This window comes from Pseudomonas sp. FJ2-5-13 (genome assembly GCF_029201605.1).
Classification (GTDB): Bacteria; Pseudomonadota; Gammaproteobacteria; order Pseudomonadales; family Pseudomonadaceae; genus Aquipseudomonas; species Aquipseudomonas lactis.
On the sequence record NZ_CP104045.1, the window covers coordinates 3,069,593 to 3,085,622 of the forward strand.

General features: G+C 58.3%; 20 protein-coding genes and 1 tRNA gene. 12 read left to right on the plus strand and 9 right to left on the minus strand.

What is annotated here, in order from left to right; all coding sequences use genetic code 11:
- Positions 1-62 precede the first annotated feature (62 nt).
- Complete coding sequence (locus N2A98_RS13365; RefSeq protein WP_275622098.1) at positions 63-767, plus strand: YoaK family protein; 705 nt, start codon at positions 63-65, stop codon at positions 765-767.
- 148 nt (positions 768-915) lie between these two features.
- Here N2A98_RS13365 and N2A98_RS13370 read toward each other — a convergent pair whose 3' ends face one another.
- The 4 genes from N2A98_RS13370 to N2A98_RS13385 all read right to left on the minus strand — a co-directional run bounded on the left by N2A98_RS13370 (position 916) and on the right by N2A98_RS13385 (position 2,732).
- Entirely contained in the window at positions 916-1,269 is a 354-nt protein-coding gene (locus N2A98_RS13370) for a hypothetical protein (RefSeq protein ID WP_069557747.1), read from the minus strand.
- Positions 1,270-1,441: 172 nt separating this feature from the next.
- Positions 1,442-1,753: an AzlD domain-containing protein gene (locus N2A98_RS13375; RefSeq protein WP_047710921.1), complete on the minus strand. Its 312-nt coding sequence runs from the start codon at positions 1,751-1,753 to the stop codon at positions 1,442-1,444.
- Positions 1,750-2,445 (minus strand): AzlC family ABC transporter permease, encoded by a 696-nt coding sequence (locus N2A98_RS13380; RefSeq protein ID WP_275622099.1) that lies wholly within the window; start codon positions 2,443-2,445, stop codon positions 1,750-1,752. Before N2A98_RS13380 ends, N2A98_RS13375 begins: the two co-directional genes overlap by 4 nt.
- Positions 2,446-2,516: 71 nt before the next feature.
- Positions 2,517-2,732 carry a hypothetical protein gene (locus N2A98_RS13385; protein ID WP_003191339.1) on the minus strand — a complete coding sequence of 72 codons (216 nt, stop codon included), beginning with the start codon at positions 2,730-2,732 and terminating at the stop codon, positions 2,517-2,519.
- 177 nt (positions 2,733-2,909) lie between these two features.
- Between N2A98_RS13385 and N2A98_RS13390 the strand changes: the two genes are divergently transcribed.
- The 8 genes from N2A98_RS13390 to N2A98_RS13425 all read left to right on the plus strand — a co-directional run bounded on the left by N2A98_RS13390 (position 2,910) and on the right by N2A98_RS13425 (position 11,159).
- A complete protein-coding gene (locus tag N2A98_RS13390) occupies positions 2,910-3,266 on the plus strand; it encodes a metalloregulator ArsR/SmtB family transcription factor (protein ID WP_044274039.1) in 357 nt (118 codons plus the stop codon).
- Positions 3,267-3,285: 19 nt separating this feature from the next.
- Positions 3,286-4,569 carry an arsenic transporter gene (locus N2A98_RS13395; RefSeq protein WP_044273936.1) on the plus strand — a complete coding sequence of 428 codons (1,284 nt, stop codon included), beginning with the start codon at positions 3,286-3,288 and terminating at the stop codon, positions 4,567-4,569.
- Positions 4,570-4,580: 11 nt separating this feature from the next.
- Positions 4,581-5,063, plus strand: coding sequence for an arsenate reductase ArsC (locus N2A98_RS13400; protein WP_044273938.1), 483 nt, complete (start codon positions 4,581-4,583; stop codon positions 5,061-5,063).
- 678 nt (positions 5,064-5,741) lie between these two features.
- The gene (locus tag N2A98_RS13405; RefSeq protein ID WP_275622100.1) at positions 5,742-6,353 is read left to right on the plus strand and encodes a LysE family transporter; all 612 of its coding nucleotides are present in this window, start codon (positions 5,742-5,744) and stop codon (positions 6,351-6,353) included.
- A 318-nt stretch (positions 6,354-6,671) separates the two neighbouring features.
- Positions 6,672-6,965 carry a hypothetical protein gene (locus N2A98_RS13410; RefSeq protein ID WP_078803127.1) on the plus strand — a complete coding sequence of 98 codons (294 nt, stop codon included), beginning with the start codon at positions 6,672-6,674 and terminating at the stop codon, positions 6,963-6,965.
- A gap of 236 nt (positions 6,966-7,201) precedes the next feature.
- Positions 7,202-9,916 (plus strand): magnesium-translocating P-type ATPase, encoded by a 2,715-nt coding sequence (gene mgtA / locus N2A98_RS13415; RefSeq protein WP_044273943.1) that lies wholly within the window; start codon positions 7,202-7,204, stop codon positions 9,914-9,916.
- 64 nt (positions 9,917-9,980) lie between these two features.
- Entirely contained in the window at positions 9,981-10,328 is a 348-nt protein-coding gene (locus N2A98_RS13420; RefSeq protein ID WP_005788155.1) for a DUF2493 domain-containing protein, read from the plus strand.
- An 18-nt stretch (positions 10,329-10,346) separates the two neighbouring features.
- Positions 10,347-11,159 (plus strand): hypothetical protein, encoded by an 813-nt coding sequence (locus tag N2A98_RS13425; RefSeq protein ID WP_078467055.1) that lies wholly within the window; start codon positions 10,347-10,349, stop codon positions 11,157-11,159.
- Here the strand turns inward: N2A98_RS13425 and N2A98_RS13430 are convergent.
- Positions 11,156-11,854 carry a tellurite resistance TerB family protein gene (locus tag N2A98_RS13430; protein ID WP_047710926.1) on the minus strand — a complete coding sequence of 233 codons (699 nt, stop codon included), beginning with the start codon at positions 11,852-11,854 and terminating at the stop codon, positions 11,156-11,158. The genes N2A98_RS13425 and N2A98_RS13430 overlap by 4 nt on opposite strands.
- A 124-nt stretch (positions 11,855-11,978) precedes the next feature.
- Here N2A98_RS13430 and N2A98_RS13435 point away from each other — a divergent pair, with 124 nt between their 5' ends.
- Positions 11,979-12,506: a DinB family protein gene (locus N2A98_RS13435; RefSeq protein WP_275622101.1), complete on the plus strand. Its 528-nt coding sequence runs from the start codon at positions 11,979-11,981 to the stop codon at positions 12,504-12,506.
- A gap of 527 nt (positions 12,507-13,033) precedes the next feature.
- Here the strand turns inward: N2A98_RS13435 and N2A98_RS13440 are convergent.
- Positions 13,034-13,510, minus strand: coding sequence for a hypothetical protein (locus N2A98_RS13440; protein ID WP_275622102.1), 477 nt, complete (start codon positions 13,508-13,510; stop codon positions 13,034-13,036).
- A gap of 239 nt (positions 13,511-13,749) precedes the next feature.
- On the opposite strand from N2A98_RS13440, the gene N2A98_RS13445 reads away from it, so the two are divergent.
- Positions 13,750-13,836 (plus strand) — tRNA-Leu (locus N2A98_RS13445).
- A gap of 185 nt (positions 13,837-14,021) precedes the next feature.
- Entirely contained in the window at positions 14,022-14,198 is a 177-nt protein-coding gene (locus N2A98_RS13450) for a DUF3606 domain-containing protein (RefSeq protein WP_275622103.1), read from the plus strand.
- A gap of 118 nt (positions 14,199-14,316) precedes the next feature.
- Here the strand turns inward: N2A98_RS13450 and N2A98_RS13455 are convergent, their stop codons facing one another.
- The 3 genes from N2A98_RS13455 to N2A98_RS13465 form a co-directional block, all read right to left on the minus strand.
- Positions 14,317-14,523: a hypothetical protein gene (locus N2A98_RS13455; protein WP_275622104.1), complete on the minus strand. Its 207-nt coding sequence runs from the start codon at positions 14,521-14,523 to the stop codon at positions 14,317-14,319.
- 175 nt (positions 14,524-14,698) lie between these two features.
- A complete protein-coding gene (locus N2A98_RS13460) occupies positions 14,699-15,070 on the minus strand; it encodes a hypothetical protein (protein WP_122993389.1) in 372 nt (123 codons plus the stop codon).
- Between the two features lie 244 nt (positions 15,071-15,314).
- A complete protein-coding gene (locus N2A98_RS13465; RefSeq protein ID WP_275622105.1) occupies positions 15,315-15,629 on the minus strand; it encodes a hypothetical protein in 315 nt (104 codons plus the stop codon).
- Positions 15,630-16,030: the final 401 nt, after the last annotated feature.

A 16,030-nucleotide genomic window follows, 5' to 3' on the forward strand; every position in this document is an offset into this window, starting at 1 on the left:
GCGCGGACAAGCAAAGCGCCCTACGGTAGTGGCCGGATAATCTCACCGAGGAAACCAGCCCCATGCTGCCTTCGTCCCGCAAGCCTTACACCAATGCCACGCTCGCCCATCGACAGCGCTGGCGCGGGCGGGTGGGCTTGATGCTGGTGGCTTGCCTGTCGGTGCTGGCGGGCATGACCGATGCCATCGGCTTTATGGCCAGCGGTGATTTCGTCTCGTTCATGAGCGGTAACACCACGCGCTTGGCGGTGGCCATCAGTGCGGGCGACCTGGGGCTCACCGGGCGCCTGGTATTGCTGGTCGCCACCTTCGTGGTCGGCAATGCCTTGGGCGTGCTGGTCAGCCGTATCAGCAAGCGCCATGCGTTGCCCTTATTATTGTGCATCGGCGCCTTGCTCTGCGCTGCGGCGTTGTGGCCATCGACCGACACCTTGCCCGCGTTGCTCGCGGCTATCATTGCCATGGGCATGCTCAACGCGGCCGTCGAAGAGGTGAACGGGCTGCCGGTGGGACTGACCTACGTTACTGGGGCGCTGTCACGTTTTGGTCGCGGGCTGGGCCGCTGGTTATTGGGCGAGCGCCGCAATGGTTGGCGCGTGCAACTGATTCCGTGGGCCGGGATGTTTATCGGCGCGGTGATAGGCGCCCTGCTGGAACAGCAGATGGGCCTGCGTGCACTGTGGGTCAGTGGTGCGTTGGCCGGGGCTTTAGGGGTGGTGACACTGTTGATTCCGCGACGCTGGCACTTGGGTTTCATGCCTCGGTGAGGTTGGGGTGGAGGAGCTCGTTCGACGTTTAAGCCTCGACATCCGTGTACCGGTAAAGAGCCATCACGTCGAACGAGCGAGTGAATCATAAGCCAATGCCCAGCGGCTGTCCCGCCAGGCATTTCGGAATATGACTAAGGCAACCGACTTACAGACAAGTGGCCAGTGCTGCCAGGCGACGTTTGGCCGGCATAGTGTCCTGTGCTGCATAGTAGTTGACCGTAGAACCCGCGCCGGTGCTGAGTACATCGACAAAGTAATCGCCACCGGTGGTATACACCGTAAAACCACCCGCCTCGGTCGCTTCCTTGAAGCCACCTGCGTCGACGCCGAACACGCTTTCATCCTGCCAGCCGAATTGGATGCACTGGGCAACTACCAGGGTGGCTTTATCTGACGCTAGGGTTTTGTAAGGGCTGCCTGCGCGCGCCTCTTTCATCTTCGAACCGGCGCAACCGGCCAGGGCCGCCAGTATCAATGCGCCCATTACCACTTTGTGCATGGCATTGCTTCCTTGGAAAAACCGTGACTCTACCACTGTGCGTCTGCCAACTGACGCGCCCATGAACTTTGTTTCACTGTGAAGAGCAAACACGCTGCCTATAGTAGCCAGGCTCATTTTTTAGAAGTCTCCCTTCTGCCCGCCACCCCGCGGGCTTTTTTTTGCCCGGGTGTCAAAACCACCAACGCAGCAGATAGAACAGCGCCATGCTCAATAGCACGGTGGTCAACACGCTGCGCGTCCAGTACATCAACGCCACGGCGCAGATGCCGGCCAGCAGGTAAGGGTTGGTCGGGCTCAGGTTGAGCTGATGGTCCGCCAGGAAAATAATCGGCCCGCAGATCGCGGTGAGCATGCCCGGCACGGCGAAGCCCAGAAATTCACGCGCGCCGCGATTGAGCCGTACCGGCAAGCGTGGCTCGATAAACAGGTAACGGTTGAAGAACACCACCAGGCCCATGGCCACAATCATCAGGTAAATCATCGTTGCCCCACTCCCAGCCGTTTACAGGCAAGCCCCGCGATCATCCCCAGCACGCCCGAGACAACCACCGCAGATTCCCAGTGCAGATAACTCAACCAGACCGAGCTCAGCAGTGCCACCGCCACGCATACCACCGTGGGCACGTCGCGCACCACGGGGGTGATCAAGGCAATAAAGGTCGCGGCAATCGAGAACTCCAGCCCCAATTGATCAAGGCCGGGGATGCTTTTGCCCAGCACAATGCCGGCGAGGGTGAAGAGGTTCCAGATCAGGTAAAACGTCAGGCCGACGCCCAAGGCGTACCAGCGATTGAAGGTCTCGCGGTCGTAGTGGTTGACCAGGGCGAAGAACTCATCGGTCAACAAAAACCCCAGGCTCATGCGCCAGCGGGTGTTGAGCGAAGATAGTGTAGGACGCATGTGCATGCCATAGAGCAGATGCTGGGATGTGAGCAGCAAGGTGGTCAGCACGATGGAAATCAGGCTGGCACCGCTCTTGACCATGCCGATGGCCACCAATTGTGCGGCACCGGCAAACACAATGGCCGACAAACCTTGGGCTTGCAGCGGGGTAAATTGCGCGTCGATGGCCATGGAGCCGGCCAGCAACCCCCAGGGCGCACAGGCCAAGGACAAGGGAATGACGGCGATGGCGCCGCGGGTGAAGGCGTAATGAGGTAATGCAGTGGGCATGGAAACGGCTCATCGACAGACAGTCGACAAGCATGCCAGCACCAGCGAAGGCGTGTCTTGAACGATCTTGCTCAGGCGAGCTTGACCGACACCTGCTCCACCGAATCCCGGGCCTCGCGCAACTCGTAGGCATCCTGGTTCAGCCGGTGGATGGTATTGAGCAGGCGTTGGCGCAGCACTTCATCGCCGAGTTTTTCCACGGCGCGCATCAGGTCAAACGCCGCAGTTTCGTTATTTTCCGCGACGGAATCCAGGGTCTTGCGCAGGTTGCGGGTGGCTCGGGTCACGCGGGGTCTTCCTTCATCAGCAATGGGCAGGCACGTTAGGACATTTGTGTTTCATTTTAATTTCAAACAGTTGTGGTGGTTTCACAGGCGTTTGATCCATATCAACTGAAACAAGATTTGACCGATATATATGGAAATACGTATATTCGAATATCTCTGCTTGAAAAGTCCTTGACCGTGTCAGATCTCTTCTCCCCTCCCACCCTGTTCAAGTGCCTGGCCGATGCCACCCGTACACGGGTGACCTTATTGATCCTGCGCGAGGGCGAACTTTGTGTGTGTGAGTTGATCCATGCCTTGGACGACAGCCAGCCAAAAATCTCCCGCCATCTCGCGCAATTGCGCAGTTGCGGCCTGCTGGTGGACCGTCGTCAAGGGCAATGGATCTACTACCGCATCAATCCGGCACTGCCCGCCTGGGTCACTCAGGTGCTGGACACCACCCTACAAGCCAACCAGCCATGGTTGCAGGACGACGCACTGCGTCTGAATGCAATGGGCGACCGACCACAACGGGCCAGCACCTGCTGCTGAGCCATCGGAGCGTTTATTCATGCTTGTCGCAATTGCGATTTTCCTCGTCACCATCGTGCTGGTCATCTGGCAACCCAAGGGCCTTGGCGTCGGCTGGAGTGCCACCCTGGGCGCGATCCTGGCGCTGGCGTGTGGGGTGATCAGCCTGGCGGACATCCCGGTGGTGTGGCACATCATCTGGAACGCCACCGGTACCTTTGTCGCGTTGATCATCATCAGCCTGTTGCTGGACGAGGCAGGCTTTTTCGCCTGGACGGCCCTGCATGTGGCGCGTTGGGGCCGTGGTCGCGGGCGGCGGTTGTTTGCTTATATGGTGCTGCTGGGTGCGCTGGTATCGGCGCTGTTTGCTAATGACGGTGCGGCGTTGATTCTGACGCCTATCGTGATGTCGATGCTGCTGGCCTTGCGCTTCTCTCCGGCGGCAACCCTGGCCTTTGTCATGGGTGCGGGGTTTATCGCCGACACGGCGAGCCTGCCGCTGGTGGTGTCGAACCTGGTGAACATCGTCTCGGCGGACTATTTCAAGATTGGCTTCAATGAATACGCCGCGGTAATGGTGCCGGTGAACCTGGTCAGTGTCGCCGCCACGCTCGCGGTGCTGCTGTGGTTTTTCCGCCGGGATATTCCGCAGACCTACGACCCGGCCGATCTGGATGACCCCGCCAGTGCCATTCATGACCGTGCGACCTTTCGCGCCGGCTGGTGGGTGCTGGGTATTCTGCTGGTTGGCTGTTTCGCCCTGGAACCGCTGGGCATTCCCATCAGTGCGATTTCGGCGGCCTGTGCGGTGTTGCTGCTGGTGATTGCTGCCAAAGGTCATCAGATTTCCACGCGCAAAGTCCTCAAGGAAGCCCCGTGGCAGATCGTGATTTTTTCCCTGGGCATGTACCTGGTGGTCTATGGCCTGCGCAACGCCGGCCTGACTGACTATCTGGCGACCTGGCTCGACACCTTCGCCAGCTACGGTATATGGGGCGCGGCCATGGGCACCGGGGTGCTGACGGCGCTGCTCTCCTCGGCCATGAATAACCTGCCGACCGTGCTGATTGGCGCGTTGTCCATCGAGTCCAGCCATGCCGTGGGCGTGGTCAAGGACGCGATGATCTACGCCAATGTGATCGGCAGCGACCTGGGCCCCAAAATCACCCCCATCGGCAGTTTGGCCACTTTGCTGTGGCTGCATATCCTGGCGCGCAAAGGCATCACCATCACCTGGGGTTACTACTTCAAGGTCGGGATCGTGCTGACCTTGCCCGTGCTGCTGATCACCCTCGCCGCCCTCGCCTTGCGCCTGAGCCTCTAAAGGAACGCCCCATGAAAGTCCTGTTCATGTGTACCGCCAACAGTTGCCGCAGCATCTTGTCCGAGGCGATGTTCAACCACTTGGCACCGTCGGGCTTCGAGGCGGTCAGCTCTGGCAGCTTCCCCAAGGGGCAGGTGTTGCCACGCAGCCTGACCACGTTGCAGGCGGCGGGCATCAGCACTGACGGCCTGTACAGCAAAGGCAATGACGCCTTTGAAGACAGCCCGCCGGATGTGGTCATCACCGTGTGCGATAAAGCGGCCGGTGAAGCGTGCCCGGTGTATTTCGGCCCAGCAGTGAAGACGCATTGGGGCTTGGAAGACCCTTCCGTGGTACAGGGTGATGAGGCGCAAGTAGAGGCGGCATTCAAAGCCACCCTCGACATTATCGCTGCACGCTGCGAGGCATTTTTTGCGCTGCCCTTTGCGAGTTTGTCGCCGGATGAATTGAAGGCTGAAGTCGACCGCATTGCCTCAACACCACAGCCTTTGTAGGAGCGAGCTTGCTCGCGAAAAACCCATAGGCACTGCGTTCATTCAGGAAACGCGCGTTATCGTTGACGCTTTTCGCGAGCAAGCTCGCTCCTACAGGGGGCGCTGATTTTGTGGGCAATGCATGACCAATGTGGGAGCTGGCTTGCCTGCGAAAGCGGTGATTCAGTTAAAGATTCAGTGACTGACGCACCGCCTTCGCGAGCAAGCCCGCTCCCACAGGGGATTTGCGCCAGACGCTGATGCTGTGGGCAATGCATGACCAATGTGGGAGCTGGCTTGCCTGCGAAAGCGGTGGTTCAGTTAAAGATTCAGTGGCTGACACACCGCCTTCGCGAGCAAGCCCGCTCCCACAGGGGATCTGTGCCGGGCGCTGATTCTGTGGGCAATGCATGACCAATGTGGGAGCTGGCTTGCCTGCGAAAGCGGTGGTTCAGTTAAAGATTCAGTGGCTGACACATCGCCTTCGCGAGCAAGCCAGCTCCCACAGGGGATCTGCGCCGGGCGCTGATGCTGTGGGCAATGCATGGCCAATGTGGGAGCTGGCTTGCCTGCGAAAGCGGTGGTTCAGTTGAAGATTGAGTGGCTGACATACCGCCATCGCGAACGTTCCTACAGAGGACGTGGTATCCCCCTCTCGGACTGACGTATGCTCTGGCACTTTCTCGAAAGGAGCTGAGCATGCTGTCGATCTTTGTTTATGCGCTGGTGTTCGGCTTCGTATTTTGCCTTTCCCCCGGCGCCGTTCTGGCAGAGACCCTGCGCCGCGGCTTGCTCCATGGCTTCACACCGGCCTTGCTGGTGCAATTCGGCTCGCTGGTGGGCGACGCCGTCTGGGCCGTGATTGGCCTCACCGGTATCGCACTGCTGATCCAGCATGATGCAGTGCGGATACCACTCACAATCATCTGCGCGCTGTACCTGGCCTGGTTGGGCATCCGCAGCCTGATTGATGCCTGGCAGTTGCCCGCAACCGACAACGCCCCTGCCAGCTCAGGCAAAAATGCGTTGGCGGTGGGCGCGGCGATTTCCCTGGCAAACCCGAAAAATATTGTCTACTGGGGCGCCCTGGGCAGCGCCCTGTCGGGGATTGTCGGTACCACTCCCAGCCACGGGCAGACCCTGATGTTTTTTGCCGGCTTCATGTTGGCGTCGGTGCTCTCGTGTTTTCTCACTGCCGCCTTGGTAAACCTGCTGCGCAAAAACGCATCACCGACTTGGCAACGCGTGAGTTATGCGGCCTGCGGTTTAGTATTGATCTATCTGGCGCTACTCGCCGCGCAAGGTATATGAAGTTATTCAACCTACAACTTACGCGCGGCTCTTATCTGAACGAACTCTGAACACCGGATAATTTAATTAATCATACGTTGACATTCACTGACGCCCTGAGTAGATTGCCCGTGCCCGCAACTGGGGCCTTTTTTAAACCTCACAAAAGAAGCCAATGGACACAGTATCTAGTCGCTGTCCGAGCACCGCCTCTGCGGGCATCGGGCGCCAAACCCAGAATATGACAGGACTCGCGTTCCAGGTCCGGTAAGCTGCGCTAGAGCTTGATGCTCCACCGTAACTGCCTCACCGGTCGCCCGTCCGGTCCCGAGGTGTGTTATGACCTTCCAACTCCTTGTTTTGCCCGATCCACGCACCCTGGCCGCAGCCCTGCGCGCCAAGCTGTGCCGAGCACCCGTGGGCTTTTCGCCAACCCGCTCGACCTTTGCCATACCCTCCCCTCAAGTACGCCCGGCCCCGCCGCTGGCGCACTGGCGTATCTGCCCTGAAAGCGGCCACCTGATGCAGCACTGGGATCACGCCGACCCTCTAGACCCACAGAGACCCCAGGTTTTCAGCCTGGCGCAAGCGCGCTTGCTGTTCGGTCTTTACCTGAGCGCTCGCGCCGCCTGAGCTGGCTGGAAACAACAACTTTCTTATTGATGACCCTGGAGTTCGTTATGAACAGGTCCAGTAGTAGCCCGCTGCACGTTAGTTAACTAACGCGCTGTTAGCGGGCCCTTCAGAAGTTATGTGAACACCTTATTTAAACCGATCGCGAAGTTTGCGGCTCGGCATGCTTTCGCTCGCCTGTCTGCAGGTAAGTACCGGGTATGTTATGTCGAGAATTGGCGACAGGAGTACAGACAATGAGCGCCGTAAAAAACACGCCTCTGCACAAGAAAAATGGCACCGCCGCCGACACCAAGCTGTCGATGCGTGCCGCCCGTGAAGCCCACAATGGCCTGGCGGCCACCCTCGCCAATGTACGGGCCACCCAGGACGGCCTGACCGAGTTGGACGCCTCGGCGCGCCTGCAACGGGAAGGCTATAACGAAGTCGCCCATGACAAGCCGCCGCACGCGATCATCCAGTTCCTGCAGGCACTGAACAACCCGTTCATCTACGTGCTGTTGACCCTGGGCGGCATCAGCTTTGTGACTGACTGCTGGCTACCGATGCAGGAAGGCGAAGAAGCCGACCCGACCAAGGTCGTCATCATCATGACCATGGTGTTGCTCAGCAGCCTGCTGCGTTTCTGGCAGGAACACCGCTCGGCCAAATCCGCCGAGGCCCTCAAGGCCATGGTACGCACCACCGCCACCGTGCTGCGCCGCGAGCAGGTTGGTGCTCAGCCCACCTTGCGTGAAGTACCGATGCGTGACCTAGTGGCCGGCGATATCGTGCAGTTGTCTGCCGGTGACATGATCCCCGCCGATATCCGCCTGATCGAGTCCCGCGACCTGTTTATCAGCCAGGCTGTGCTGACCGGCGAAGCCTTGCCGGTGGAGAAGTACGACACCCTGGGCGACGTCACGCAAAAATCCGCGTCCAGCCTGGCCGCCGACCAGGGCAACCTGCTGGACCTGCCGAACATCTGCTTCATGGGCACCAACGTGGTCAGCGGCCGCGCCAAAGCGGTGGTAGTGGCAACGGGGCCGCGCACTTACTTTGGTTCCCTGGCCAAGGCGATTGTCGGCTCGCGGGTGCAAACCGCCTTCGACCGGGGCGTGAACAGTGTCAGCTGGCTGCTGATCCGCTTCATGCTGGTGATGGTGCCCATCGTGTTCTTCCTCAATGGCTTCTCCAAGGGCGATTGGGGCGACGCCTTCCTGTTTGCCCTGGCAGTAGCCGTCGGCCTTACCCCGGAAATGCTGCCGATGATCGTCAGCGCCAACCTGGCCAAGGGCGCTACGGCCATGGCCAAGCGCAAGGTGGTGGTCAAGCGCCTCAATGCGATCCAGAACTTCGGTTCGATGGACGTGCTGTGCACCGACAAGACCGGCACCCTCACCCAGGACAAGATCATCCTCGAGCATCACGTCAATGCCTTCGGCCAGCGCGATGACGCCGTGCTGTCCCTGGCCTGGCTCAACAGCTTTCACCAGAGCGGCATGAAAAACCTGATGGACCAGGCGGTGGTGCAGTTCTCGGAACAGAACCCCAAGTTCCAAGTGCCGTTTGCCTACAGCAAGGTCGATGAATTGCCGTTCGACTTTGTTCGTCGTCGCCTGTCGATCGTGGTCAAGGATGCCGCCGGTGACCAGTTGCTGGTATGCAAGGGCGCGGTGGAAGAGATGCTGAGCATTGCCACACATGTCATGGAGGCCGGCGAAGCCTTGCCCCTGGATGACCGCCGTCGTGACGCCTTGCTGGCACTCGCCAATGACTACAACGAAGACGGTTTCCGCGTACTCGTAGTGGCGACCCGCAATATCCCCAAAGCACTGGCACGCCAGCAGTACACCACCAGCGACGAGCGCAACCTGGTGATCCAGGGCTTCCTGACCTTCCTGGACCCACCGAAGGAAACCGCAGGCCCAGCCATTGCGGCGCTGCAACAGATTGGCGTGGCGATCAAAGTGTTGACCGGTGACAACGCCGTGGTCACCAGCAAGATCTGCCGCCAGGTTGGCCTGGAGCCCGGCCAGCCGCTGCTGGGCGTGGAAATCGAAGCCATGGACGACGCCACCTTGCTGCGTCGCGTGGAAGAACGCACGGTGTTCGCCAAACTCACGCCACTGCAAAAATCCCGCGTGCTCAAGGCCCTGCAAACCAACGGCCACACCGTCGGATTCCTCGGTGACGGTATCAACGATGCGCCGGCGCTGCGGGATGCCGATGTGGGTATTTCGGTGGACAGCGGTACCGACATCGCCAAGGAATCGGCCGACATCATCCTGCTGGAAAAGAGCCTGATGGTGCTGGAAGAAGGCGTGCTCAAGGGCCGCGAAACCTTCGGCAATATCATGAAGTACCTGAACATGACCGCCAGCTCCAACTTCGGCAACGTGTTCTCGGTGCTGGTGGCCAGTGCGTTCATTCCGTTCATGCCGATGCTGGCGATCCACCTGCTGCTGCAGAACCTGATGTACGACATCTCCCAACTGGCCCTGCCTTGGGACAAGATGGACAAGGAATACCTGGCTAAGCCGCGCAAGTGGGATGCAAAAAACATCGGCCGCTTCATGATCTGGATCGGGCCGACCTCGTCGATCTTCGACATCACCACCTTTGCGCTGATGTGGTACGTGTTCTCGGCCAACAGTGTGGAAATGCAGACGCTGTTCCAGTCCGGCTGGTTTATCGAGGGCCTGCTCTCGCAAACCCTGGTGGTGCATATGCTGCGCACCCGCAAGATCCCGTTCTTCCAGAGCACAGCCGCCTGGCCGGTGTTGATGATGACCTGCATCGTGATCGCCCTGGGCATCTATGTGCCGTTCTCGCCGCTGGGCACCCTGGTGGGTCTGCAACCGCTGCCGATGGCGTACTTCCCATGGCTGGTAGGCACCCTGCTGGCTTACTGCTGTGTGGCCCAACTGATGAAGACCATCTACATCCGCCGCTTCAAGCAGTGGTACTGACCTTCCTCGCCGTTCAAACGCTGGTGGCCGCCCGGTCGCCAGCGTGCAATACAAGGATTTGCTCATGCGCGTGTTGATCTGTGCCGGTCGTCATTACGCCGACACCAAAAAGTCCCGCCACGTGCTGGACGCTTACCACCGCCTGCACCCGGTGCAGGTATTGATCCACGGCGGCAACCAGTTTCTCGGCAGCGAGATCGAGGAATGGGCGCGTGAAATCGGTATCGACGTGGTGCGTTACCCGCCCAATTGGCAGCGCCACGGCAAACAGGCAGAACGCCAGCGCAACCACTTCATGCTGGCCGACAGCCGCCCCGACCTGATCATCGCCCTGCCCGGCGGTGACGATACCTCGGAGCTGGTCTGCCAGGCCAAAGCCAGCGGCATTTCGGTGCTGACCGTAGAAAGCTGAATTCAAGCGAGGTGCATCATGCACAAAAAATACACGCCGGCGCGCCGCGACGGGTTTACCAAATATCGCGCACGCCACGCTCGCCACACCCTGCTGTTACTGCCGCCAGCAAAGCGCCGTGCATTGCAGCGCAACTTGATCTTTATCGGCATAACGCTGGGCCTGGTCTTTGTCGTCGCGTTGATTTCAAAAGCGCAAGCCGCAGGCGGCGCTTATGTGGTTGATGACGGTGCGATCAACGCGCCGGGGGAATGCAACGTCGACGCCTGGTACAGCGCCCAGCGGCACGCGGGCAGTACCCACAACAGCAACGTGTCGCCCGCCTGCACGTTCAGCGCCATGCCTGCCGTGCAATGGGGCGCCGCGTTGTCACGGGCCACGGATGCAGGCAAAGGCGAGACGCAGATCAGCCCGCAAGCCAAGGTGCAGGTGCTGTCACGGCAAGACTTGGGCTTGGAACTGGCGGTTGCTGTCGGGGCGCATGTCGCGCTGGATCGCCATCACGGGTTTGATGGCGCAGACCTGAACATCCCACTCACATGGCAACCCCTGGCGCCCCTGCGGCTGAACTTGAACGCCGGCTGGAGCCACGCCTACAACGAGGGTGATCAACAGCATCGCCTGACGTGGGGCACGGGGTTCGAATATCAGTTGGCAGACGCGCTCACATTGATTGGCGAGCGCTATGGCCAGGAAGGCGGCGAACAGGCCTGGCAGGCTGGGCCGCGTTTGCACATCGGCGAATTTGTCGACGTGGACGTGCTAGTCGGGCGCAGCCTGATTGGCGATCGCGCCCAGTGGCTGACCACTGGGGCGACGCTGAGGTTCTAGGCTTTGGCCTGCTGCTCCAGATGCACCTGCAATTGCGGATCGATTTGCAACTGACCGGCCAGGTCGTCGAGGTAATTACGCTCGGCGTCCTGTTGGTCATCGACCAGCATCACGCTCGCCAGGTAAATCTCCGCAGCGATTGCCGGGTTACCGGCATACTCGGCAAAATCGCCGGCATCCAATGGCTTGGCGACTTCGGCGTCGAGCCACTGCTGCAATTGTGGGTCGTCGGTATGACGGCCGATCTCGGCAGAAATCATCTCCTTCTCTTGCTCATCGATCCTGCCATCCGCCTTGGCCGCCGCGATCATCGCCCGCAGTACGCCGTGGCTATGGGCTTCGGCTTCAGGCCCTTCAAGCTGATCAACGGTCTGGATAGCTTGCTGCGGTGCCGAGGCCTGTTGGCGTTGCCAGGCTTGGTACGCCTGGAACGCCGCCATCCCCAGGGACGCCAGCGCCGCGTAGTTCATCCCACCGCCGCTACGCGTCTGGGAGGTGCCACCTGCCGGAGCGCCGCCCAACAAGCCACCCAGGCCACCGAGTAAACCACCCAAACCGCCGCCAGCCGAAGATGCACTGCCGGTGCCGGCGCCCTTCAACAGCCCACCTAGCAACCCGCCCAGGCCGCCGCCCGAAGCGCCGCCGCCTTGCTGCCCTGCACGCAACAGTTGTTCCAGTAGATCGCTGGTATTCATGGTGTCGCCCTCCGGGGCGCAATAGTGGCGTTGATCAAACATAGTCCTCCCCTGATGGAACACCATGACCGTCGGGCGGGCAAGCTTTATGATGGTGCCATCACGCCGACAAGGGAGAACAGCGGTGAACCGCATCGAGCATATTGCGTTGATGGCCACCTACAACCAATGGATGAACCGCAAGGTCTACGACGCCGCCGGCACCCTGACACACGCGCAGTTGACTCTGGACCGCCAAGCGTTTTTCGGTTCGATCTTCGGCACCTTGAACCACCTGATGCTGGGTGACACCGTCTGGCTCAAACGCTTTGCCGAACACCCGGCCAACTTTGCGGCCTTGGCGCCGCTGAACGGGGTGGCCACGCCCAGCGACCTCGAGCAAGTAGCCTTCCCCAGCCTTTCCGAACTAGCGGCCCATCGCGCCTGGCTGGATCAACTCATCATCGATTGGGCCCACAGCCTGCAAGAGCCCCACCTCGACCAACGCCTGCGCTATCACAACATGCGCGGCCTGGCCGCCGAGAAGCCCTTCTTCGGTTTGCTGGTGCACTTTTTCAACCACCAGACTCATCACCGCGGCCAGGTGACGACACTGCTGAGCCAGGCGGGTGTGGATGTGGGGATTACCGACTTGCTGGCACTGATTGACTAAATACAGACACGATCAATGTGGGCTGGCTTGCCTGCGATGGCCATAGGTATCTACACAACTTTGTGAGTTGTAACAGCAGACGGCAACCACGATGCGAAGCGAGTCGCTCTTGATCTGCTTTTGATCTTAGGCGCCCCGTTAAACCACGCTGGCCGGAATTCGACAGGGATTTGGGGGGGAAACCGGCAGGGATGCCGGTTTAGCCGCCCCGCGCCATGGATGGCGCGTGGCGGCGGCCCCCCAAATCACTGGCGGATTACGGGCACACCGAGCCTAAGCGAGGTGCCGAGTGGTGGGGCAAGAGCCCTTTTGGTTACTTTTGGGGCTCTTTTCCAAAAGTGACCCGCTGTCAGAGCGGAACCCTAAGTGGCCGTTACCGCAGGAATGGATATGTACACAACACAACTGTGTTGACTGCCAGGCCGCCTTCGCGAGCAAGCCCGCTCCCACAGTAGAATCGCGGGGTGTCAGCAAGACAGATGTCGGCTGTCAGGCCGCCATCGCAGGCAAGCCAGCTCCCACACTAATCACTTCACCTTGCTGCTCAAATTCTCCACACTGCGCTTCAACTCATCCAGGCTACGCTTGAGCCCGTCGATCTCGCCTTTCTGCCGCTCTATCGTGCTCTTCTGCTCATCCACCGTCCGCTTGAGACTCGACAGCTGGCTGTCACTGCTACTGGCACTCGAACCGTCCTTACGCTTGAACTCATCAAACGCACGCTCCTGGCCCTCCACTTTGCTTTTCAAGCTTTGCAGTTCGCTTTGACTCTGTTTCTGCCCAGCTTGCAGCGCCTCGATAGCACCCACGGAAACACCCGACGGCTTCAACACATAGGCACCGTCCACGTCCATCGAGCCGGCCGTCAACTTGTCTGAAGACGACGCACTAAACTCACCCCACCGCACCGCACTCCCCGCCTGCGCCGGGCTGAGCATGGCAGTGCTTAACAAACCCGCCACACCCAGGGCCATGATCCAAGCCTGCTTACGGACACTGAGCATCAAACGACTCCTTGCGAAATGCCGAAATGCCGAAATGCCGAAATGGCATATCGCTATGACTGTCATTTATGGGGCTTGTTCCTGCGTTGCGTGCGTTCATCAGGACTTGACACAAAGGCCCTGTAGATCACTGATCTGCCACGCTTTTTCCTGCGCATCTTTATGCGGGAAAACCGGCTTTGAGGTTGCGCTGAAGCGGCTGGATCTATATATTCCCAACCCTGTTACACCGCGCTACCGCCCGAATGGCGAAACTGGTAGACGCATGGGACTTAAAATCCCCCGCTCGTAAGGGCGTCCCGGTTCGATTCCGGGTTCGGGCACCATAGATATCAAGGGCTTGCCAGGGAAACCTGGGCAGGCCCTTATCTTTTCTGTTCCGCAATTCCCTCGCCTGGCGTCCTGCCGAACGAATTCCCCACCTCTTTATTCAGACCGAACTACCGTCTTGTACTAACGTTCTATCGAGATAGGCTTGGGCGCTTCCAAGTCATCCCGCATGGAGCTAAATATGTCTGACGATTTGAAAAACCGTGGCCCGCAAGATCGCGCTCGAGTAAACACCTCGGAAGCTTGGGAGGTGAAGCACTGGACCAAAGAGTTCGGTGTAACCGAGCAACAGCTCAAGGATGCAGTGAGAGCTGTTGGTCCGATGGCTGACGACGTACGCAAGAAACTCGGTAAGTGAAGAGTGGTGACGCCCCGCGCGCAAGCGGGGCTGTTTACTGAACCTCATTGTGGTTATTACGCCGCTAGACTACGGTAAAAATGAGTGAATCCGTCAGGCTGAAAAGCGTAATTGGCGATTACTTATTTGGCTCGAATTTCGCAAACATCAGGCCGAAGAAAAAACCTCCGAGCATGGCCAGATAGACCGACTTGTAGCCTGCGACGTTATAGGCCAGCCAGTAGTTGACCGCAGTGATGACGGCGAACGCCACGAAGAACTGTTTACGAGAAAATCGGCTGAAAAAGCGCTCTACCGCCGCATTCATCGCCTTGAGCTTGTTCATTGCGCCTCGTCCTTGAAAAAAGTAGAAATCCTAGCTCAACCCTCTATTGCCCGCCATGCTGCATCCGTTAGCGGAGGGCACCGCCGGGACTGGAACGGCCGTAAATACGAAGTAGCGGCATGATCAGGTCAGTTGCTCGATCGATAAATGAACGCCGGCCATCCACTGGCTTTGATTACTGAGCGCCAACACTTGGAACCCATAAAGTGCATGCAGTCGCTGCCTGAGCAATGAGCCAATCATGCTCACGCTTTGCGAAGGGTCGAGGCATCTCATAAGAGATCCGAAGCGCAAAGTTATAGGCGCCAATGACTTCGTTTCCAGTCGGTGTCGCTTCTTTCAATTTTGTGTTGGTTTTTAGCCCTTCTACGGCTCCGTGTAGGGCCAGTGCTTGTTTGGACGTGTCTGCACTTTCTTCCAAGATTTTTACCGCGATAAAGGCTGCATTAGAGCAGCGATCCATCTTTTCCCACTGCTTCAGCTGTGCCTCATCACCCAGCGCTACAGCGGAGGTGAGCAGCATCAGTGAGCCAATCCAAATACGCATAGTTTTGATCCTTCAAAAAATTCGGCATTAATACCCCAACCCAAACCAAATTACCACCATCGGACACCGGAGTGCGGCGCCTGACTGGAGATAATCCATGAGTAACTACATGTACAAGACCCAGCCCCTGCGGTGGTTTGCGCCTTAATCGCCTGGGAAGCCAAACGCAAAGAGTGGGACACCCGTCAAACCTAAAAGATTTAAAATAAATCCGCCCCCTTTTATCACCCTTTTTTATACACCCTCACTTAAACGGGTCAAACAAAACAGCTTTACTTAAGCTTTGCGCCTTAAACAATAAACCTAGCATCTGTTTAACCAATTCTGACATCGAAGGATTGATGTTCGCCACAGCAACCAACTCATCAGCAAGTGCACTAATCTGCGTCCCGAAAAATAGGTCATAATCGTCAAAACTCAAGCTGGAAAGCATTGGAAATTGCTCGACATCCAGCCGAAAGAAAAAACTCGCCACATCCAAAGGAATCTCGATACGATCAAGACAGCCATCTCGGCCGACGGCTGCTAAACCTGTATCCCACATCATTAAGTAATACATAATTCAGAACGTCTTCCCAGGAAATGTGTTCACCAAGTTGCCTTGTGAATCAGTAACTACCGTCATAAAACTAGTGGACTGTCCACCTGTTTTGGCATCAACACTAATAGTGTCTTCCCATATCAACCGTTCGAATAAAATTACCAGACGTCGGTGATTGGTACGCAGGTGTCTTGACGACCTGGGGCGTTTGCAGAACGAATCTTCAATTCGTCCTTTGAAATCGTGAACGCAGATTTATTCTCACCCCAAGCGCCACCGTGCTTTTTCCAAGCGTATTCAAAAAAGGGGGACAGATTTATTTTCCAGAGACTCATTCGTCATATCTAAAATGACTCGTCAAGCCTATAAATAAATCTGTCCCCTTTTTTTAGTCTCGCCTAGCTACGCCTTTTTCCTGA

Bases quoted from the DNA above. Each gene is read 5' to 3' on its own strand.
- N2A98_RS13365 (WP_275622098.1), top strand. From the start codon at position 63: ATGCTGCCTTCGTCCCGCAAGCCTTACACCAATGCCACGCTCGCCCAT.
- N2A98_RS13370 (WP_069557747.1), bottom strand. From the start codon at position 1,269: ATGCACAAAGTGGTAATGGGCGCATTGATACTGGCGGCCCTGGCCGGT.
- N2A98_RS13375 (WP_047710921.1), bottom strand. From the start codon at position 1,753: ATGATTTACCTGATGATTGTGGCCATGGGCCTGGTGGTGTTCTTCAAC.
- N2A98_RS13380 (WP_275622099.1), bottom strand. From the start codon at position 2,445: ATGCCCACTGCATTACCTCATTACGCCTTCACCCGCGGCGCCATCGCC.
- N2A98_RS13395 (WP_044273936.1), top strand. From the start codon at position 3,286: ATGCTTGTCGCAATTGCGATTTTCCTCGTCACCATCGTGCTGGTCATC.
- N2A98_RS13400 (WP_044273938.1), top strand. From the start codon at position 4,581: ATGAAAGTCCTGTTCATGTGTACCGCCAACAGTTGCCGCAGCATCTTG.
- N2A98_RS13405 (WP_275622100.1), top strand. From the start codon at position 5,742: ATGCTGTCGATCTTTGTTTATGCGCTGGTGTTCGGCTTCGTATTTTGC.
- N2A98_RS13410 (WP_078803127.1), top strand. From the start codon at position 6,672: ATGACCTTCCAACTCCTTGTTTTGCCCGATCCACGCACCCTGGCCGCA.
- mgtA (WP_044273943.1), top strand. From the start codon at position 7,202: ATGAGCGCCGTAAAAAACACGCCTCTGCACAAGAAAAATGGCACCGCC.
- N2A98_RS13420 (WP_005788155.1), top strand. From the start codon at position 9,981: ATGCGCGTGTTGATCTGTGCCGGTCGTCATTACGCCGACACCAAAAAG.
- N2A98_RS13425 (WP_078467055.1), top strand. From the start codon at position 10,347: ATGCACAAAAAATACACGCCGGCGCGCCGCGACGGGTTTACCAAATAT.
- N2A98_RS13430 (WP_047710926.1), bottom strand. From the start codon at position 11,854: ATGAATACCAGCGATCTACTGGAACAACTGTTGCGTGCAGGGCAGCAA.
- N2A98_RS13440 (WP_275622102.1), bottom strand. From the start codon at position 13,510: ATGCTCAGTGTCCGTAAGCAGGCTTGGATCATGGCCCTGGGTGTGGCG.
- N2A98_RS13450 (WP_275622103.1), top strand. From the start codon at position 14,022: ATGTCTGACGATTTGAAAAACCGTGGCCCGCAAGATCGCGCTCGAGTA.
- N2A98_RS13455 (WP_275622104.1), bottom strand. From the start codon at position 14,523: ATGAACAAGCTCAAGGCGATGAATGCGGCGGTAGAGCGCTTTTTCAGC.
- N2A98_RS13460 (WP_122993389.1), bottom strand. From the start codon at position 15,070: ATGCGTATTTGGATTGGCTCACTGATGCTGCTCACCTCCGCTGTAGCG.
- N2A98_RS13465 (WP_275622105.1), bottom strand. From the start codon at position 15,629: ATGTATTACTTAATGATGTGGGATACAGGTTTAGCAGCCGTCGGCCGA.